The 19121-nt window shown below is 60.7% G+C and carries 7 protein-coding genes; 4 read left to right on the top strand and 3 right to left on the bottom strand.

Annotation, left to right across the window (positions count from 1 at the left end):
- Positions 1 to 46 precede the first annotated feature (46 nt).
- The 3 genes from AC1DPR_RS29135 (at position 47) to AC1DPR_RS29125 (ending at position 15932) form a co-directional block, all read left to right on the top strand.
- On the top strand, positions 47 to 12346 hold the full coding sequence (locus tag AC1DPR_RS29135; RefSeq protein WP_477817742.1) for a cadherin domain-containing protein: 12300 nt from the start codon (positions 47 to 49) through the stop codon (positions 12344 to 12346).
- A gap of 510 nt (positions 12347 to 12856) precedes the next feature.
- Positions 12857 to 14620: a type I secretion system permease/ATPase gene (locus tag AC1DPR_RS29130; RefSeq protein ID WP_477817741.1), complete on the top strand. Its 1764-nt coding sequence runs from the start codon at positions 12857 to 12859 to the stop codon at positions 14618 to 14620.
- Complete coding sequence (locus AC1DPR_RS29125; RefSeq protein WP_477817740.1) at positions 14613 to 15932, top strand: HlyD family type I secretion periplasmic adaptor subunit; 1320 nt, start codon at positions 14613 to 14615, stop codon at positions 15930 to 15932. The genes AC1DPR_RS29130 and AC1DPR_RS29125 overlap by 8 nt, the downstream gene beginning before the upstream one ends.
- A 300-nt stretch (positions 15933 to 16232) precedes the next feature.
- Here AC1DPR_RS29125 and AC1DPR_RS29120 read toward each other — a convergent pair whose 3' ends face one another.
- The 3 genes from AC1DPR_RS29120 to AC1DPR_RS29110 form a co-directional block, all read right to left on the bottom strand.
- The gene (locus tag AC1DPR_RS29120; protein ID WP_113583488.1) at positions 16233 to 16970 is read right to left on the bottom strand and encodes a membrane-anchored protein; all 738 of its coding nucleotides are present in this window, start codon (positions 16968 to 16970) and stop codon (positions 16233 to 16235) included.
- 252 nt (positions 16971 to 17222) lie between these two features.
- Complete coding sequence (locus AC1DPR_RS29115) at positions 17223 to 18020, bottom strand: glycosyltransferase family 25 protein (RefSeq protein WP_477817748.1); 798 nt, start codon at positions 18018 to 18020, stop codon at positions 17223 to 17225.
- A gap of 257 nt (positions 18021 to 18277) precedes the next feature.
- On the bottom strand, positions 18278 to 18541 hold the full coding sequence (locus tag AC1DPR_RS29110) for a helix-turn-helix domain-containing protein (RefSeq protein WP_477817739.1): 264 nt from the start codon (positions 18539 to 18541) through the stop codon (positions 18278 to 18280).
- Positions 18542 to 18735: 194 nt separating this feature from the next.
- Here AC1DPR_RS29110 and AC1DPR_RS29105 point away from each other — a divergent pair.
- The coding region (locus AC1DPR_RS29105; RefSeq protein WP_477817738.1) for a LysR family transcriptional regulator at positions 18736 to 19121 on the top strand (386 nt) is incomplete at its 3' end.

Raw genomic sequence — 19121 nt, 5'->3', positions numbered from 1 at the left:
TGCTTAGTCTGTTTCTGGGGGAACAAAGCCAGGGTGGGGACGGACTATGCCGACAGAAAATCGCAATTTCACCGTCTTGGAAGGCGGAACGATCGATCTGGTCATCGCCGACGATGAAGTCGAGTCGTACACCTATTCAGTGCAGAGCAGGGATGGCACCGCCACGCTGGCGGCGGGAACACCCAACGGAACCGACGACTATGTTGCTCTGCATGAGTCCGGTGGCGGCGACGCTGAATTCGCTCTTCCCATCGTGACAGTGGACGACAATGTCTATGAAAGAACCGAGACGTTCTTCATCGACTATTCGGCAGCGATCACGACCCTCGAGGAGGGCAATCCTCCGGTTCCCGTGGTGACTCCGTTTTCCGGCGTGATAACCGTCAATATCGATGATTCCGCTGACAAGCCAAAGCTCGAGATCCACGAACTGGCGGTCAGGGAGGATGAAAAGAGCGTCCTTCCTGTACTTAAGATTACCGCTGATCATCCGGCGGCCTTCGACTACACGATCCACGTTGTGATCGGAGGGGAGGGCGATTTCAAGCAGACGACCTTCGATGTCGTCATGCCCGCGATGAGCCAGACTGTCGAGTTCAATCTCGATTTAAACGACGACCACGTCCGGGAAGTGTCAGGGCCGACGCTGGCGGAGAATTTCGAGAAGATCACAGTCACGGCCTCGAGCGAGTTCGACACGGCCACTTCGGAAATCCAGGTCGTCAATGATGACGGGCCGATAGTGATCCTGAAGGCGATCACCGGCTCGGAAATACTGGCTTATGAAGGCGTGAAGGATGCCCCTGACCTGATCGTCACACTGGACAAGGCGGTGCCGTACCCAATTCTGCTGACGTTCATTTCAACCGATCCTCAATCTGGCGAGCAGATCACCACCTTTGACGTCACCATCGAAGCAGGGAGTACATCCGCCACAGTGGATGCCGTGTTCGCGAAGGATGACCAGCTTCCCGAATACGCCCAGATGTTCAAGCTGGACGTATTCGCACATCCGATAGGCAGCAATGAGAAGGTCTATTTCGACGCCGCTGGCGCGCAGTCGACCTCCATTGATGTCAAAGTAGAGGACCGCATCAAGTGGTTCATTGACCACCAGAGCAGCACCGCCGGGATGCTCGATCTGGTCAATAAATTCCACGATGTGCGGAACGGCCTCCTTTTAGCCCTCGTAAAATACTCTGACGACTATGCAGCATTTTCCGACACGCTCGAAGAAGGCGCGAAATATCTGGGGGTCGCCATCAACGTCACCGCCATTGTGGCAAACTATGTCGATGAGACAAATACCGCAAAAGGCCAGCCCAACGAAGCCCAGCTCAAGGAACTTGCAGGAATACACGCGGTCGTAAGCTTTTGGGACGCAACCGCGGCAGTTCTTCTCGCGGAGGGAACCGGGGTTGCGATCACTGCCGGAGTGGAGGCGGCGGAACTGGCCGCCGCAATGATCCTCGGATTTGAGGTGGCCGCCGTCGCGGTTCCTGTCCTCGCCACCGTCGCCGCGATAGGTACGCCGATCCTGCTATACAATTTGCTCAGTCCGATCATGAAGGACATGGTCACCAAGCAAATCATTCAGTTCTATCCCGATCTCAATCACGCGCCGCCACTTCCGCCTCCGTTAAAGAACCACCTCGGCAGTCTTGAACAGATAGACAGTCAGGATGGCGGACACTCCTTCGTCGGCAGCTCCGGTGACAATCTCTTCCTGGTGTCTAAACCGACATCCGTTGTGTCGGAAGCGGCAGGCGGGGGATACGACCTCGTCGTTGCCTCAAGCGACTTCGATCTTCCCTCAAACGTCGAAGCCCTCATTCTATTCGACGGCGGCAAGGTGGCGCGCGGCAACGAACTGGACAATCTCGTCTCTGGAAACGCGGACGACAATCTCCTCTACGGCGGTGGCGGAACGGACTTCGTCTCGGGTGGCGACGGCAACGATTTCCTCGCAGGTCAGACGGGCGCCGATTTCCTCACGGGAGGCGGCGGCAAGGACGCCTTCAGTGGCTCCGTCGCTGACCTGAACGGCGACCGCATCAACGACTACGAGTTTGGGGAGAAGATCCTCGTCTCCGGCGGCGCCGCCGGGAGCAGCGCATATCGCATGGAGCATACGGCCACGGATACGCTCATTCGGATCGACGAGGACGGTGACGGCACCTTCGAAAGCACGATCACCCTGTCCGGCATCTTCAAGGGATCGCTCACAATGGCTCAGGAATCCGACCCGAACGTCACCAGGGATCAATCCGGCGCGGTCTATGCAAGCCTCGCCATCGAGGAGGAGGATGTCGTCGTCATCGGCGGCACAGACGGGGACGACACACTGTCCGGAACACCCGGTGACGACAACCTCGATGGTGGCGCGGGCAACGACTATTTGTCGGGGCTGGAAGGCAATGACACGATCGTTGGCGGGACGGGAAATGACTCGATCTTCGGAAACCTCGGCGATGACATTCTCGACGGAGGAGACGGCGACGACGCGCTCTACGGCGGTATGGACAGCGACCAGCTTTATGGCGGTGCCGGTAACGACCAGCTCTATGATTCCGATAACTTCCAGACCGGCGAGGCCGACACGCTTAGCGGCGGCGCGGGCGACGACACGATCAACAGCTACGGTGGTGCCGACACGATCGATGGCGGCGACGGGTTCGACCGTCTGACCATCAACCGCTCTGGCTCGGCCGACGGGATCTCCTTCACGGCAGCCAGCACCGATACCGTCACTTCCATGAGAGATGGCGGCTCATTCGTTCATGTGGAACAGATCTCGTTCATCGGCAGCGATGGAAACGACGTCGTCTCCACCCTTGACGGTGACGACTTCATCTCCGGGGGAGACGGAGACGACACGCTGAGCGGCGGCGGCGGCAACGACCAGATAATGGCAGGTGCCGGCAATGACACGCTCAATGGCGGCGACGGGAACGACTATCTTGCTGGGAGCCTTGGCGACGACACGATCGACGGTGGTGCGGGCGACGATACGATCTATGCCGACGAGGGATTCGATCATGTCGATGCCGGCGCAGGGAACGACACGATGTACAGCTATGGTGGTGCCGACACGATCGATGGCGGAGAAGGTTTTGATCGGCTGTCTCTTGATCGTTCGGGATTGGCAAGCGGGATCACTCTCGCCGTAGCAAACCCCGACGAGGCGGCGACCGCGAGCGACGGTACTTCGATCATCCATGTCGAGCAGATCTCGTTCTACGGTGGCGCGGGCGACGACCATATCACGGCAGGAAATGGGGACGACTATCTGCAAGGCGGCGAGGGCAACAACATTCTCTTGGGAGGAGGCGGCTTTGACAATCTTTACGGCGGTGGCGGCAATGACTTCCTCGATGTCGGACTGGGGGGCGGATCGGCCTATGGCTACGGCGGCGATGACATACTCGTCGGCGGAGCTGATCAGTACTCGTACCTTAGCGGTGGCGATGGCAACGACACGCTGACACTCGGCGGCCTCGGAGGCTCTGCCAGCGGCGAGGCGGGAAACGACACTCTCACTGGAGGCAGCGGCAACGACGTCCTGAGCGGGGGAGGCGGCAACGATGAGATCCATGGCGGAGAAGGCAGCGACCAGCTCTATGATGACGACTATAGTGTCAGCAGCACGGGCGACGACATTCTCGATGGTGGCGCAGGAGACGACACGATTGCCTCGTACGGCGGTGCGGACACCATCGATGGTGGAGAGGGCTTCGACCGACTGACCCTCGACCGCACATATCAGACAGGAGGCCTGAGCTTCATCCAGTCCGATGGTGTCACGCACATGAGCGATGGAGGCTCATTTAGCAATATCGAACAGGTCCAGTTCTACGGCGGAACGGGCGACGACAATGTATCCACGCTCGGCGGAGACGATACCCTTTATGGCCGCGACGGCGACGACGCGTTGTCCGGCGGTGCCGGATACGATTATATGGACGGCGGCGTTGGCAACGACGTACTGGATGTGGGAACAGGCGGTGGCCAAGCCTACGGTGCAGAGGGCGACGACCGCCTTATCGCAGGCTCCGGCCAGATCTACCTGAACGGCGGTGTCGGGATAGACGTCGCCGTGCTTTCAGGAAACTTTAGCGACTTCGCGGTCTCCCAGTGGGGCGACACCGGTGTCATCCTCGTGGATCAGCGTGTCGTCAACTCAGGCCAGTCGATCCAGATAGCAGAGGTGGAGTCCTTCGAGTTCGCGGACGGAACGCGCAGCCTTGACTCCGTGATCCATTCGCCCCGGAGCATCGTCATTGACAGCGCCACGGTTGCGGAGAACAGCGCTAACGGCACTGTGGTGGGTATACTCTCGGCCACGGATCCCGATGCAGGCGACACCCTGACGTTCTCCTTGCTCGATGATGCGGGCGGCCGCTTTGCCCTCTCCGGAAACCAGCTCGTGGTCAGCGGGGCGCTCGACTTCGAGACCGCCGCAAGTCATTCGGTTACGGCGCGCGTGACAGATGCCGCTGGAAACACATACGACAAGACCTTCACGATCAGCGTCCTCGACGTGGACGACTCGGTGAACCTGCCTCCGACCGATATATCGCTGTCGGCTAGCTCCATTGCTGAAAACAGCCCGGCGGGCACGGTGGTCGGCGCGCTGGCGACGGCCGATCCAGACAATGGCGAGACGTTCACCTACCAACTGCTCAATGATGCGGGCGGACGGTTCGGCTTGTTCGGGAACCAGATCGTCGCGGCAGGACTTCTCGACCACGAGGCGGCCTCCTCGTACCAGATCACCGTGCGGGTCACCGACAGCCAGAACCACACCTTCGACAAGACGTTCGAGATCGCCGTCGGCAATCTCGACGACACTTCGCCCGTCTTCACGACCCCCACGACGGCAATATTCGCCGAAAACGCAACGGGGTCTGTCTATGTCGCCCAGGCGGCTGATCCGGATGGCCTTGGCTCGGTGAGCTACGGTCTCAAGGGAGCCGATGCCGCGCTGTTCGACATCAACGCCACGACGGGCGCTGTCACGTTCAAGAATGCGCCCGACTTTGAGGCACCCGGCGACCAGGGCGGCAACAACGTCTACGACATCGTTGTTACCGCAACTGACGGAACCCATTTGACCGATCACGCGGTGGCGATCACGGTTTTGGACAAGGCCGAGTCCGTCGGGAATATCATCAACGGAACCGACGCAGGAGAAACGCTCGAGGGAACCCCCGGAGACGACGAGATCTACGGGATGGGCGGCAACGACACCATCCTTGGCCATGACGGCGTCGACTGGCTCGTCGGCGGAGAGGGAAGCGACTTCATCGACGGTGGCGAGGGTAACGGGGAAGACGTGGTCGTATACAGCGACAAGGGCGAGGACGGCGGCGGTGCCGTCACGGTGAACCTTTCCAATGTCCAGGTCGGCTCCCAGGCGGCCCACTCGGCGACCGACACATACGGCGATACGGATACCCTGGTGAATATCGATGAAGTCTTCGGCACGATGAAGGGCGACACCATCATCGGCAGCACAGACGGGAGCTACAACGGCTTCTGGGGACTGGGCGGCGACGACACGCTCGTCGGCGGTTCGCATGACACCTGGATCTACTACCACCGCGACCTGGACTTCGGGGGGTCGGCTGGTGTCAAGGTCAATCTCTCGGACGTTCAGCACGATTCGCAGGCAGCCCATTCTGCCACAGACGGTTTCGGCGACACCGACACACTGGTCAACATCGACCGGGTGAGGGCGACGGCCAATGACGACGTGGTCTACGGCAACGACGCCAGCAACATGTTCCAGATGCTGGACGGCGACGACTTCGTCGACGGCGGCAACGGCACCGACATGATCGACTACAGCAAAGACAACCGCTCCGGGACTGCGACCCACGGTGTTTTTGTCAACCTGTCCGGCGTGGCGCAGGCATCGTTCCTCGGAACCGTGGCGGCTCACAGCGCCATCGGCATCTTCAACGACAGCGACAGCCTGAACAGCATCGAGGAGGTCATGGGCACGGACTTCGACGACGTGATGATCGCCGCACAGAATCCGGACAAGTACCAGGGCTTCTGGGGCCTCGCCGGAAATGACACGATCAAGGGTGGCGGCAAGCAGTCCTGGGTCTACTACTACGATGACGCGAACTCCGGCGGTGGGGCTGGGGTCGTCGTTAACCTGTCCGACATCGAGCAGAACGGGCAGGCGGCCCATACCGCCAGAGACGGCTTCGGAGACACCGACACGCTGATCAACGTCGGAAGCGTAGTCGGAACCAATTCCGCGGACATCTTCTACGGAGACGGAAAGCAAAACCAGTTCGAGCTAAAGCGCGGCGACGACTTCGTTGATGGCGGCGATGGGCATGACTTCGTGGGATACAACCTGGAAAACGACGGATCGGCCACGCACGGAGTCTTTGTCAATTTCAGCAACGAGACGAAGACCTCGCAGCTCGGAACGGTCGGCCCTCACAGCGCGATCGACATCTACGGCGGCATCGACACGCTGATCAGCATCGAGGAGGCGGGGGGCTCCGAATTCGACGACGTGTTCGTCGCAGAACCCGACGCGGGCAAGTACCAGGGGTTCTGGGGTCTCGCCGGGAACGACACGATCGTCGGCGGAGGCTCCAACACGTGGGCCTACTACGACGAGGATGCGTCGTACGGCGGTGCGAGCGGTGTGATCGTCAACCTTTCGGACACCGCACAGGGCGGCCAGGCAGCCCATACCGCGACCGATGGCTTCGGGGATACGGACACCCTCAACGGGGTCGGCGGCGTAAAGGCAACGGCCTCCAATGATAGGATCTACGGCAACGCTGGCGACAACCAGTTCCAGCTCGGGGCAGGCAACGACTTCGCCGACGGGGGCGACGGAAACGACACGATCGACTACAGCTACGACGACGATGGCACGGCGGCCCACGGAGCGCTTGTCAATCTCTCAAGCCAGACGTTCGCGACAAGTCTCGGGACCATCGGTCCACGCAGCGCCGTCGGGCTGTACGGCGACAGTGACTCGCTGCTCAACATAGAGAATGTCACTGGATCGCATCTCGGCGATTACATCATCGGCAACGGGCAGGACAACGTCCTCGAAGGTTTGGAAGGCGATGACACCCTGATAGGCGGGGCGGGCAATGACAGGTTCTACGGCGGGCGCGGCAGCGACACGATGGACGGCGGGACCGGACTGGACACCGTAGACTACAGCCGGGATGTTCGGGATGACGGCTCAACCGACGGCGTGCAAGTGAATCTGCTTGGGAATGGGCCCGCGCAGGACCTCTTGCTCGAGGCTGATCAAGCGCGCGACATCTGGGGCAGCATCGATACGGTGACGAACATACGCAACGTCGTGGGTACGCGGTACGACGACACCATCTATGGCGGCAATCACGGCAACCTGCTGGAAGGCGGTGCCGGAAACGACAAGCTCATGGGCGGCGTCGACAACGACACGCTGGACGGCGGCGATGGAACCGATACCGCGATCTTCGAAGGCAACCGCGGCGATTACCTCGTCACCGAGAACGCCGATGGCACCGTGACTGTTGCGGATCAGCGCGCCGGAGGACTGGATGGCGTCGATACGCTCAAGAACATCGAACTCCTGAAGTTCGCAGATCGAACCGTCCCCGCAGCCGACAATTCGGCGCCGACGATCATCGGCGGGGACAATGCGACCGTCTCAATCGGTGAGAATGTGAAGTTCGTGACGAAGATCGTCACCACCGACCCAGATGTCGGCGACAGCCTTATCTACTCGATCATCGGCGGCGACGATCAAGCCAGATTCACGATCGATCCCGCAACGGGCGACCTGAGCTTCATCGCTGCCGCTGACCACGAGTCGCCGGCCGATGCGGACGGGAACAATGTCTACAAGGTCGTCGTCCAGGTTTCTGACAGCCTCGGCGGCGTGGACACGCAGGCACTCGAGGTAACAGTCGGCAATCTCAACGACAGCGCTCCGGTGGTCGTATCCCCGGCCACCGCAACCGTCGCCGAAAACATGACGGGTGTCGTATACACCGTACAGGCCACCGACGCGGACAACCTCGGAAGTCTCACCTATTCCTTGAGCGGAACAGATGCTGCACTCTTCAAGATCGACACGGCGACTGGCGCGGTCAGCTTCAAGGACGCACCGAACTTCGAAGCCCCAGCCGACGCTGGCGCGGACAACGTCTACGACATCCAGGTGATCGTGTCGGACGGCACGCTATCGGGTGCGCTTGCGGTGGGGATCACCGTCACGGACGTTGCGGAAAACACCATCAACACACCACCGACGATAACTGGGGGGGATCGGGGCGAAATCTCTCTGGACGAGAACACCAAAGCCGTGACGACCATAACGTCGACCGATCCGGACGCAGGCGAGGTGGCGACCTACTCGATAACAGGAGGCGCCGATGCAAGCCTCTTCAGCATAGACACCCAGACGGGCGCCCTCGCATTCATCGCGGCTCCTGACTTCGAGCAGCCCAATGCGAATGGCGGCCCCGCTGACCAGAAATACGAGGTCTTGGTTCGTGCCACTGACAGCCATGGCGAGTTCGATGAACAGTTGGTGACGGTGAACGTAGCCAACGTGAACGACAACGCTCCGGTCTTCACATCCGATGTCGCGGTCTCGGTCGCCGAGAACGCAACGGGGCCAGTCTATCATGCCCAGGCAACCGACGCGGACAATCTCGACCCGCTCACCTATTCGCTGGGCGGTGCCGATGCGGCACTGTTTAACATAGATTCTGCGACCGGGGCTGTCAGCTTCAAGGCCACGCCTGATTTCGAGCACCCGACCGACAATGGTGGCAACAACACATACGAGGTGACCGTAACCGCCACTGACGGCAAACTGTCCACTGATCAATCAGTATCCGTGGCGGTGACCAATGTCGTGGAGGCACCGACCGATCTCCTTCTGTCGAACAGCTCGATCAGGGAGTTCCCTGCTGACGACGCGCTCGTGGGACTGGTTCAATTTGAGAAACCGGATGCTGCCGTTACGGGAGGCACCTTCTCTCTTGCCGACGATGCCGGCGGACGTTTCACCATCCGCGGCAATGAAATCCACGTCTCGCGCAGCGCGCTACTCGATTTTGAACAAAGCAGCACCCACGAGATCTCGGTCATTGCCACGGACTCGCAGGGCAACACTCTCGTCAAGACCTTCACCATCACGATCGGCGACATCAACCCCGAAGTTCTTACGGGTTCGGTCGGCAACGACACCCTTTATGGCGGCGCGGGCAACGACCAGTTCTGGGGCGACCAGGGCAACGATACGCTCGTCGGCGGCGCGGGCGACGACTACCTTGCCGGACAGTTTGGCCAGGACATCCTGACCGGCGGAACGGGAGCGGACGTGTTCACCGGAAGCGTGTCAGACTGGGACGGCGACCGGATTACGGACTACGAGTATGGTGAAAAGATTCTCGTCGCGTTCGGATCGACCTCACCCAACGCATACCGTCTGGACCATGTCGGAAACGACACGCTGATCAGGATCGATGTGGATGGCAACGGGTCATTCGACACTGCCATTACCCTGTCCGGCCACATCGAGGGAACTCTCTCGGTCGCCCATGAGGACGACACAAACGTCACCCACGATCCCAACCCGGTCTACACCCGACTGGTGATTACACCGAACAGTCCTGTGATCAGCTCTGACGGCGGTGGCGACACGGCAGCGGTTGAGATCGACGAGAATGGGAGCGGAGTGACCACCGTCACGGCAACGGATCCAAGCAACACTCACTCCATGGCCTACTCGATAGTCGGCGGCGCGGACGGGGCGAAATTCGTCATCGATGAGACGACGGGTACGCTGACGTTTGCGGAACAGCCGGACTATGAGGCGAAGGCCGATACGGACGGTGACAATGTGTACGAGGTCGTTGTCCAGGCGCTCGACGGCCTGGGCAAGTCGGACACCCAGACGATCAACGTCACGGTGGCCAACGTCAACGACAATGCTCCCGCCTTCAGCTCGGGAGCTACCGCTACCTTTACCGAGAACGCCACGGGCACGGTCTATGATGCGACCGCCACGGATGCCGACAATCTCGCCTCACTCAGCTATTCGCTTGGTGGAGACGATGCCGCACTATTCGACGTCGATCCTTCCACGGGCGTGATCAGCTTCAAATCCTCACCAAATTTCGAAGCGCCCGCCGACAAGGACGGGAACAACATCTACAACATTGTCGTGACTGCCTCTGATGGCTCGAACTCGACGAACCAGTCTGTCGCCATCACCGTCACCAACATGAACGACAATGCTCCGGTCTTCACTTCGGTGGCGGCCGCGAGCTTTGCCGAAAACGCCACGGGAACCGTCTACGACGCGAACGCCACCGATGCCGACAATCTCGGCGCGCTGACCTACTCGCTGGGCGGAACAGATGCGGCGCTCTTCAACATCGATCCGGCGACAGGCATGGTCAGCTTCAGGTCCTCGCCGAACTTTGAGGCACCTTCCGATGCGAACGGAAACAACGTCTACGAGATCGTCGTGTCGGCGACGGACGGCACATTTGCGACCGACAGGGCGGTGTTGATCACGGTGACCGATGTCTCGGAAGGAACCACACCTCCCATCACCGGAAACTCCGGCAACAACACGCTGAACGGCACGCCCGGCAACGACGTGCTCGACGGCGCGGCCGGGGACGACACATTGAACGGACTGGCTGGCAACGACCGCCTGATTGGCGGCTCGGGATCGGACATGCTGAACGGCGGCACCGGAGCCGATCTCATGCAGGGCGGCACGGGAGGGGACACCTACGTCGTCGACAACACGGGCGACGTGGTCGATGAATCCGGTGGCGGCGGCAACGACACCGTGCAGGCTTCCATCGCGTTCAGCCTCGCGGTCTCGGCAACCGTGTTGGGAGACATCGAGAACCTGACCCTTACCGGGACCGCCAGCATCGACGGCACGGGCAACGGCCTGAACAATACCATTACCGGAAACAGCGGCGACAACCGCCTCAACGGCGGTGGTGGCAGCGACACCCTTGTCGGCAATGCTGGCAACGACATGCTTGACGGCGGTGCCGGAGCCGACACGATGCGCGGCGGCAATGGAAACGACGTCTACGTTGTCGACAGCACCGGAGACCGTGTCGATGAAAGCGGTAGCAACGGAACGGACACCGTGATGTCCTCCGTCGACTTCAGCCTATCCTCGAACCGGGTGTCCGGCAGCGTCGAGAATCTAATGCTGATCGGAGCCGCGGACATCGCTGCGACGGGCAACGCGCTGAACAATACGCTGGTCGGCAACTCCGGCGACAACGTCCTCGACGGCGGGGCTGGCAGGGACCTGATGCAGGGTGGCGGTGGAGACGACACCTATGTGGTCGACAACAACTTCGACACAGTCGATGAATCCGTTGCTGGCTCGGGCGGAAACGACACAGTCAGAGTGTCGATGGACTTCAGCCTCGCTCCTTCGTCCCGCGTGCTTGGCCAGATCGAAAACCTAGTTCTGACTGGAAGCAATGACATCGACGGAACGGGCAACGACCTCGACAATGCTATCACGGGCAACAGCGGGGACAACGTTCTCTCTGGTGGTGGCGGAAACGATGCAGTCGACGGCGGACGCGGGGACGACACGCTTCTCGGCGGATCCGGCAACGATGCCCTACTCGGTGGGGCCGGGTCGGACAGGCTCGACGGCGGCACAGGTGCCGACGCGATGGCGGGCGGATCCGGGAACGATGTCTATCTCGTTGACAACGCGGGAGACACGGTCAGGGAGAACGTCCGGGACGGCACGGACACGGTCCAGACCACGCTCACGACCTTCACCCTTCCAGACAACGTCGAAAACCTGGTCTTCACGGGGTCCGGCAGCTTTGCGGGGGTTGGCAACGGTCTCGACAACTCGATTACAGGCGGAACCGGAAGCGACACCCTGAACGGCGGAGCCGGAGACGACATCCTCACGGGCGGGGCAGGGTCGGACTTTCTCACGGGCGGAAGCGGGGCAGACCAGTTCGTGTTCAACGTCTCTCTGGCATCGACCGGGGTGGATACGATCACGGACTTCGTGACGCGCGCGGCGAACGCCACCGTGCACGACCGCATCGTGCTCAGCAACGCCAACGGCATGTTCAGCCAGCTCCAGGACGGGACACTTTCCAACGCGGCCTTCGTGGTGGCCAATGGCGGGCAGGCGCAGGATGCGAGCGACCGCATCATCTACGACCCGACGACGGGCTGGCTGAACTATGACAGCAATGGCAGCGTGGCAGGCGGAACCCAAATCCACTTCGCGACGCTGCAGCCGGGATTGAACCTGCACGCGGCGGACATCCTGGTCGTCTGAGAAAGAGGGAGGCGGTCGCGGATCAAAGGTCCAGTCCACGACTGCCAAACCGCGAGCTTTGCAGCTCCAACCTTTATCCGCGCCCAGTCGTCGGCGGCCGACGACGGCGGTTTTAGCTTTCGCGTCTTCGAGGGACTGTCTCCGCCACGGAGTGGCGCAGGATGTCTTCAAGCTCACGGTTGATGACGGTCACGGCGGCGCTTTCACTGAAACCCTGGCGGTCACCGCCTACGAATTGCAGCAGATTCTGCCTCAATGGGTCAACCGGAGCAGGGACCGGGACTCGCGACGATGGTCGCTACTTTCTCACCCAATTGGGTCATGCGGCGCTGTTCACCTGGGAATATAACAGACACTCCGCACCAGTGGGGACTGGCAGCCACGCATGAAGCTAGGTTCTCGAGCCTGCAGACCGCTGACTCCCAGGTCGTGTGTTGGATGCCGCAGGGGGGCGGAACGACGACGCCTCGCCCAGGCGGCATGGGCGTTCAACTCTGTCGGGAGTACTATATGAAATTACCGCCAAAAGCCGCCAATGCCAACACAAGGTTTAAAACTGGCGGCTACGAGCCGGCGCGCGATGCCCTCCGTGCAAGGATGCGCGACTTCCGCCTGATCGGTCTCTTCTCCGCCGTCATCAATCTTCTGACGCTCACGGGCTCCTTCTATATGCTGCAGGTCTACGACCGGGTTCTGGCGAGCCGGAGCGTCGAGACGCTCGTTGCGCTGTCGCTTGTTGCCCTTGTAGCCTTCGCGGTTCAGGGCTTTCTGGACTCGATCCGCCTCAGGATGCTGAGCCGGGTCGGAGCGCAGTTCGACGAGGATCTCTCGAGCCTCTGCTTCCGTGCCTCCAACCTCCTGCCGCTGCATGCCCGTCCGGGGGATCAGCCATCGTCGCCGATCCGCGACCTCGATCAGGTGCGCGGCTTCCTCGCGGGGGCGGGGCCTGCGGCGATTTTCGATCTTCCGTTCATGCCGCTGTTCATCGTCGGCTGCTTCATCCTGCACTCGTGGCTGGGATGGCTTTCCGTCGGGGGCGGAGCCGTCATCATCATGCTTGCGCTGACTACCGAGTCACGGCTCCGCGAACCTGTGCGTCGTCTCGGTGGCATTTTCGCCATCAGGCAGTCACTCGCGGATGGCGCGCGAAGGAACTGCGAGACGATCGAGGCCATGGGCGCACACGGCGCGCTCGACAGCCGCTGGCGAAGGCTCAATCAGGAGCACGTCCACGTCACGCTAAAGTCGAGCGACGTGAGCGCAACAATCGGCACCTTCGCCAAGATCTTCCGCACGATCCTACAGTCGGCCATCCTCGGCACGGGGGCATATCTCGTCATCAATCAGGAGGTCTCCGGCGGGGCGATGATCGCGGCGTCGATCATGACCGCGCGGGCGCTCGCCCCCATCGACACGGCGCTCGCCAACTGGAAGGGCTTCGTCGCCGCGCGCTCAGCCTACGGACGGCTGAAGAAGTCGCTCGCAGTGGCTGTCGAGCGCGAGATGGTGGAACTCCGTCCGCCCAAGTCGAAGCTCACGGTGCAGGGACTGGCGATCCTGCGGGGAGACGGCGATCCGATTCTCGTCAACGCCAACTTCGAGCTGAAGGCAGGAGACGCGCTAGGAGTGATCGGGCCAAGCGGCTGCGGCAAGTCCTCGCTGGCCCGCGCCATCGTCGGTGTGCTTACTCCCGCGAAGGGTGTCGTCAGGCTCGACCGTGCGGCACTCGCCCAGTGGGATCGCGAGCGTCTGGGGCAGCACGTCGGATACCTGCCGCAGGATCTCGGACTGATCGACGGAACGGTCGCCGAGGTGATCTCGAGATTCCGGGCCGAAGGGAACTCGGACAGGATCATCGACGCCGCCGCGGCCGCAGGAGCACACGACATGATACTGGCGCTGCCGAAAGGGTACGACACTCGTATCGGGGAGGGCGGCGTCTTCCTTTCTGGAGGCCAGCGTCAGCGCATCGGGCTTGCCCGCGCCCTCTACGGCAACCCGTTCCTAGTCGTGCTCGATGAGCCGAACTCGAATCTCGACGCTGTCGGCGACGTAGCGCTCACCGAAGCCATCGAGAGCGTGCGAGCCCGAAAGGGGATAGCCGTGGTGGTGACCCATCGGCCCTCGGGTCTCGCTGCGGTGAACAAGGTGTTGCTCCTTCAGGACGGCGAAGTCAGGATGTTTGGTCCGAAGGACGAGGTGCTCGCAGCGTTGGCTAGGCCAGTGGACGTGACCCCGCTGCGGGCGGTCGGGGGCGCGGCCGACAATGGATGACAGCGAACTCTGGAGATATGTCGACTACCGTGCGTCGCTCCGCCGCTACGGCCTCGCGGGACTGACGCTCATCGCTGTCTTTGTCGGATCCTTTGGTGCATGGTCTGCTCTCGTTCCGCTCTCAGGCGCGGTCGTGGCATCGGGGCATTTCGAGGTCGACGGCAGCATCAAGAAGGTGCAGCACAAGACCGGAGGCGTGGTCTCGGAAATTTTCGTGCAGGACGGCCAGCGCGTTACCGAAAACCAGGTCGTCATCCGGCTCGACCCGACGACGGCCCGCTCCGACCTGCAGATCGTCGTGCATCAGCTCGCCGACCTCAGGATGAGGGCGGCACGGCTTCGCGAAGAGAGGGACGGCCTCGATGATTTCACGGCCCCGACGCGTATCCTGCCGCCCGATGAGGCCGCGTTCGAGGACGCTCTCTATCAGCGCGAAGTGAGAATGCTTGCGGCCCGGCGGGAAGCCCGAAGGGGACAGGAAAGCGGACTGACGGAACGCATCAACCAGCTTGAGAAGCAGATCGATGGCCTCGCTGTTCAGGAGAAGGCGAAGACGCGCCAGCGTGAGAACGCGGGAACCGAACTCAAGAGCCTTCAGCGGCTCCTCGAGCAGAAGCTCGTCCTCGTTGCGCAGGTCAACACGCTCGAACGGTCGGCCACGCAGCTCGACGGCGAGATCGGCGAGATCCAGGCGACGACGGCGGAGGTCGGGGCGAAGATCGCGGAGACGAAGCTCCAGATTCTCAATATTGGCCAGGTAGCGGTCGCCGACGCGAGCAAGGAACTTGCCGAGGTCGAGGCGAAGATCAGCGAACTCGAGGGCAGAAGGATACAGGCGCTGGACGCGCTCGCTCGGGTGGAGATCAAGGCTCCCCGTGACGGCTTCGTCCATGAACTGTCCGTGCATACCGTCGGCGGGGTGGTCGGGGCCGGAGAGGTCTTGATGATGATCGTGCCGGAGCACGTCCCCCTGAAGATCGAGGTGCGTATCAGTCCCCAGGATATCGACAACGTTCATCTCGCCGACAGGGCCTTCGTGCGCGTCGTCGGGCCGACCCGCTCAACCACCCCGGATTTGCATGCCGACGTCTCGATGGTCGGTGCCGACCTTGCTCAGGATCCAGCGACGCATGTCACCTACTATCCGGCGGAGCTGCGGCTCGGTTCCGGCGAGATCGAGAGGCTCGAGAACGTCAGGCTCGTGCCCGGGATGCCCGCGGAGGTGTTCATCACGACGTCAAGCCGCACGTTCGTGGAGTATCTCTGGCAGCCTGTCTGGGACCGCATCTCGCGGGCAGTCAGGGAGAAGTGAGGCGTGGAAAAAATCTCCGGCCAAAGGCGACCGCAACAACCAAGACGATTGAGCAGCCAAGTCTGTTTTAGAAGCGGACTACTCCATAAGAACCAACTGCCGACATGCCGTGTGGGCGGTTTCAAGGTGTGCGAGTGAAAACAGGCCACGACGGACGGCCGCAGTTGACTCGTCCTGGCGGAAGAATATTTGTCGTGGCTGCGAGATTGGACCTAACAGCGTCTCAAGCAGGATGATCCAACGTGGCAACGAAATTGGCCCGGTGGCGCGACCGGTGAGACTCCAATGCTGTCGGAGAAGCTAGGTTGTTCGCGGATCCCATAAGGGCAACCCGACCGACTGGGCAACGTTCGGATCAGCGGTGAAGACGGGTAATCTCTGGTCGCGAAATATTTGCAGTGCTTCCAAATCTGTTTCTTGATGCATGCGAGACAGATTCAATGAGTTGTATTTGTGGCCCTTGGAAAGAGGGTCGATCCCGGTGAGAACCACGTTTGCTGCCCCGCTCGCCAGCGCAAGAGCCGCGCCGACAATGCCGTTTGACCACTTGGCTTCGCCTTCCAGTTCCAGATTCAATCTTCCTGTCATCCGATGCATCAGGGCAATGCGTTCATGGCGGCTGATCAGTGTCAGCTCGTCGTAACGATAGTCGAACGCCTCAAGTCCTCTAAGGAGCCGCGCCCGCTCATGTCGCCAATTGAGAAGGCAAAGAAGTCCGGTTTTCTGATGCTGTAGCACCCGGCGAACCTCGACTGCGGCGGGGTTGAGCCCTTCAATCTGATTGAACTGCATCAATGTCACATCAGGCGAATGAGGCAGCCAGCCCTGAGCTGCGATTTGGGAGGCGTTGATGGTCAATACCCGAAATGAATCGTCCCAGCCCAGAGGCTTGGTGGAGAAGGGCGCAGAGCCGGTAACGACAACCGTCTTTCCAAGAAGGAGGCGCTCTAGGTTGGGGACTCGTGGTGCCGCGAGCCGATACCGCACCCAGCGCGTAAAATAGCGCCTGGTGCGTGTCAGTCCATCAACATCCAACATGCTCAGAATTCCTTAAATTCGAAACATCCTGATTCCGCGGTTAGTGCAATGGTTGAACAAACCGGGTGCAAAGACAAGCATATTAGCCCGATTAGAGATGATTTGGCTTCGGATGCCGGTCTGCTGCCGCACCAGCCAAAACGACATCTGCTAGAGAAGTCGTCTGCGCGCCGCAGATGCGGACTATGTCCTCCGGTTTATCGCACCGGAGCTCTTCGACCGCGGCTAGAGAGCTTGGGGCAGAGGTGCTGGTCAGGGGGAGGCCGTTACTGCCGGCGGCTTGATATCGAGATCGGCCGCAAAGCTTGCCCGGTCGATTTGGAGCGGGCGCGTTTCGCCGCCAAGCCAACCCCTGACCAGATTTCTCGCCTTGATGCCTTCAAGGCGAAGCCGCATCAGTTTCCTGCGTAGCTCGCTTTGGGGCAAATATTCCCGGTCTATCGATTTGCGCACAAAAGCCGAGTTGTCGGGGATTACGTCGAGAAATTGCATTTGAATGACGGGTGTCGGCTCGATCTGGTAGGCTTTCAACCAGCCGCGATGCCAGAAGTAAGCGTCGAGCAGGGCGTAGGTCTTCGTATCCTCCAGCATTTTCCCAGCCGCACGTGGGCCGATGACATAGCCTGCGCTGCCGACGCGGTTCTGAAACACCCTGGTCGCGCGGTGCATGCCGTCGGTCCAAACTGCTGATTTTGCAAGGATATGCGGGCGAGGCGCGAACTCGAGGTCATAGACCCAGTCCCAATTGTCGCGCCGAGCCTCGATGGTCCTGATCGCGTCAGCAAAACCTGAGGACAGTACTGCGTCGTCTTCGAGGATCAGGGTTCGTTCGTTACGCTCGACAATGATTTTCCAGGCGAGCCTGTGCGAGGTGAAGCAGGCGATATCCTCGCGAAGCGTCGGACTCGGCCAGGTGTTTGCTGCTGCTTGGCAGTCGTCGACGGACAGGTCGCTTGCTTCGAACGCGTCGAGAAACTCGAAATCCAGTCCCAGCCTTTGCATTTGCCTCGATTGAAACTGTCGTCTTCTTTGCTCGGCTTTCCGACTGATAATGAGAATCTTCACTGCCGCTCCGCCTCATAGGTCATTTCGTCGGAACCTTATCAATCAATCTCCTGGTGACCTAGCGGAACCTCGACGGAGGACAGTGGCGCATTCATGCCAAATACTGCGTGATGGCGCCGGCAATCCTTTCCCGGTTCATCACACGGGGAATGGCGTACTCAAAAATCCACAGGCGGAGATGCGCCCGTAAGAGCTAGGCTGCCGTATATAACACACAACCCTTCCATTCCCACCCCTTCTCTCTAAACTTCGATCGAAGYGGCTGGCGGTTGTGTAAGTCTCACACCCTCGCCGCCGGACCCTGTATAATCGCCATCAAGGAACGTCACCCCTGCGGCCTGCAGCGCCGATTCAATATCGCGCAGCGTCCGATCGTAAGGCGTTGACTTCTGGGCCTCAAAGTTTGCAAGCGTGGCCCGACCTACGCCGGCAGCCTCGCATAATTCTGTCTGCGACCATCCAATGAGGCCTCGGGCGGCACGACACTGCGCCCCGGATATAGACATTTTGTAAAACCCCAAACATTTTGTATTGACTTGAAGGGAGCTTGGTGTAGTCTAGCAATAGTAACCCGATGAATACCGTTCGCTGCCGCGGTTGTGCCCGGCCAGTGATTCTGCGCGATAATATACCTAGTTCTGCTCGGCGACGCGAGGCAATCACGCATCCCTCAATTGCTGTTGAGGCAGGGAATTACTTCATGGAATTACGCCAACTCTCCTATTTCAAAGCGGTGGCCGAGGAACTGCACTTCGGCCGGGCGGCAGCCAGGATGTGCATTGCTCAACCGGCACTCAGCAATCATGTGATGTCGCTGGAAAGGGAGCTTGGCTGTCCGCTGTTCATCCGCTCGACCAGAAGGGTGGAACTGACCAGGGCAGGGGAAACCTTTTACGATCGCTGTGTGCGGATCTTAAGCGACATCGACCTGACCACCGAACTGACCCGGGCAGCCGGCGGCAGTCGTATCCGCCAGATCAGGATCGGCAGCATCTATCCGGCCACCATGGGCATGCTGCCGACCTTCCTTGCCAAGATCGCCCGCAAGTATCCCGATGTCCGCATCCACATCGCGTCTGGCAATAC

It is taken from the genome of Rhizobium sp. 01T417 (assembly GCF_056398905.1).
The sequence above is the reverse complement of the archived record's forward strand: the minus strand, read 5'-3'. Positions and strand labels throughout refer to the sequence as shown.

Bases quoted from the DNA above. Each gene is read 5' to 3' on its own strand.
- AC1DPR_RS29120 (WP_113583488.1), bottom strand. From the start codon at position 16,970: ATGTTGGATGTTGATGGACTGACACGCACCAGGCGCTATTTTACGCGC.
- AC1DPR_RS29125 (WP_477817740.1), top strand. From the start codon at position 14,613: ATGGATGACAGCGAACTCTGGAGATATGTCGACTACCGTGCGTCGCTC.
- AC1DPR_RS29135 (WP_477817742.1), top strand. From the start codon at position 47: ATGCCGACAGAAAATCGCAATTTCACCGTCTTGGAAGGCGGAACGATC.
- AC1DPR_RS29130 (WP_477817741.1), top strand. From the start codon at position 12,857: ATGAAATTACCGCCAAAAGCCGCCAATGCCAACACAAGGTTTAAAACT.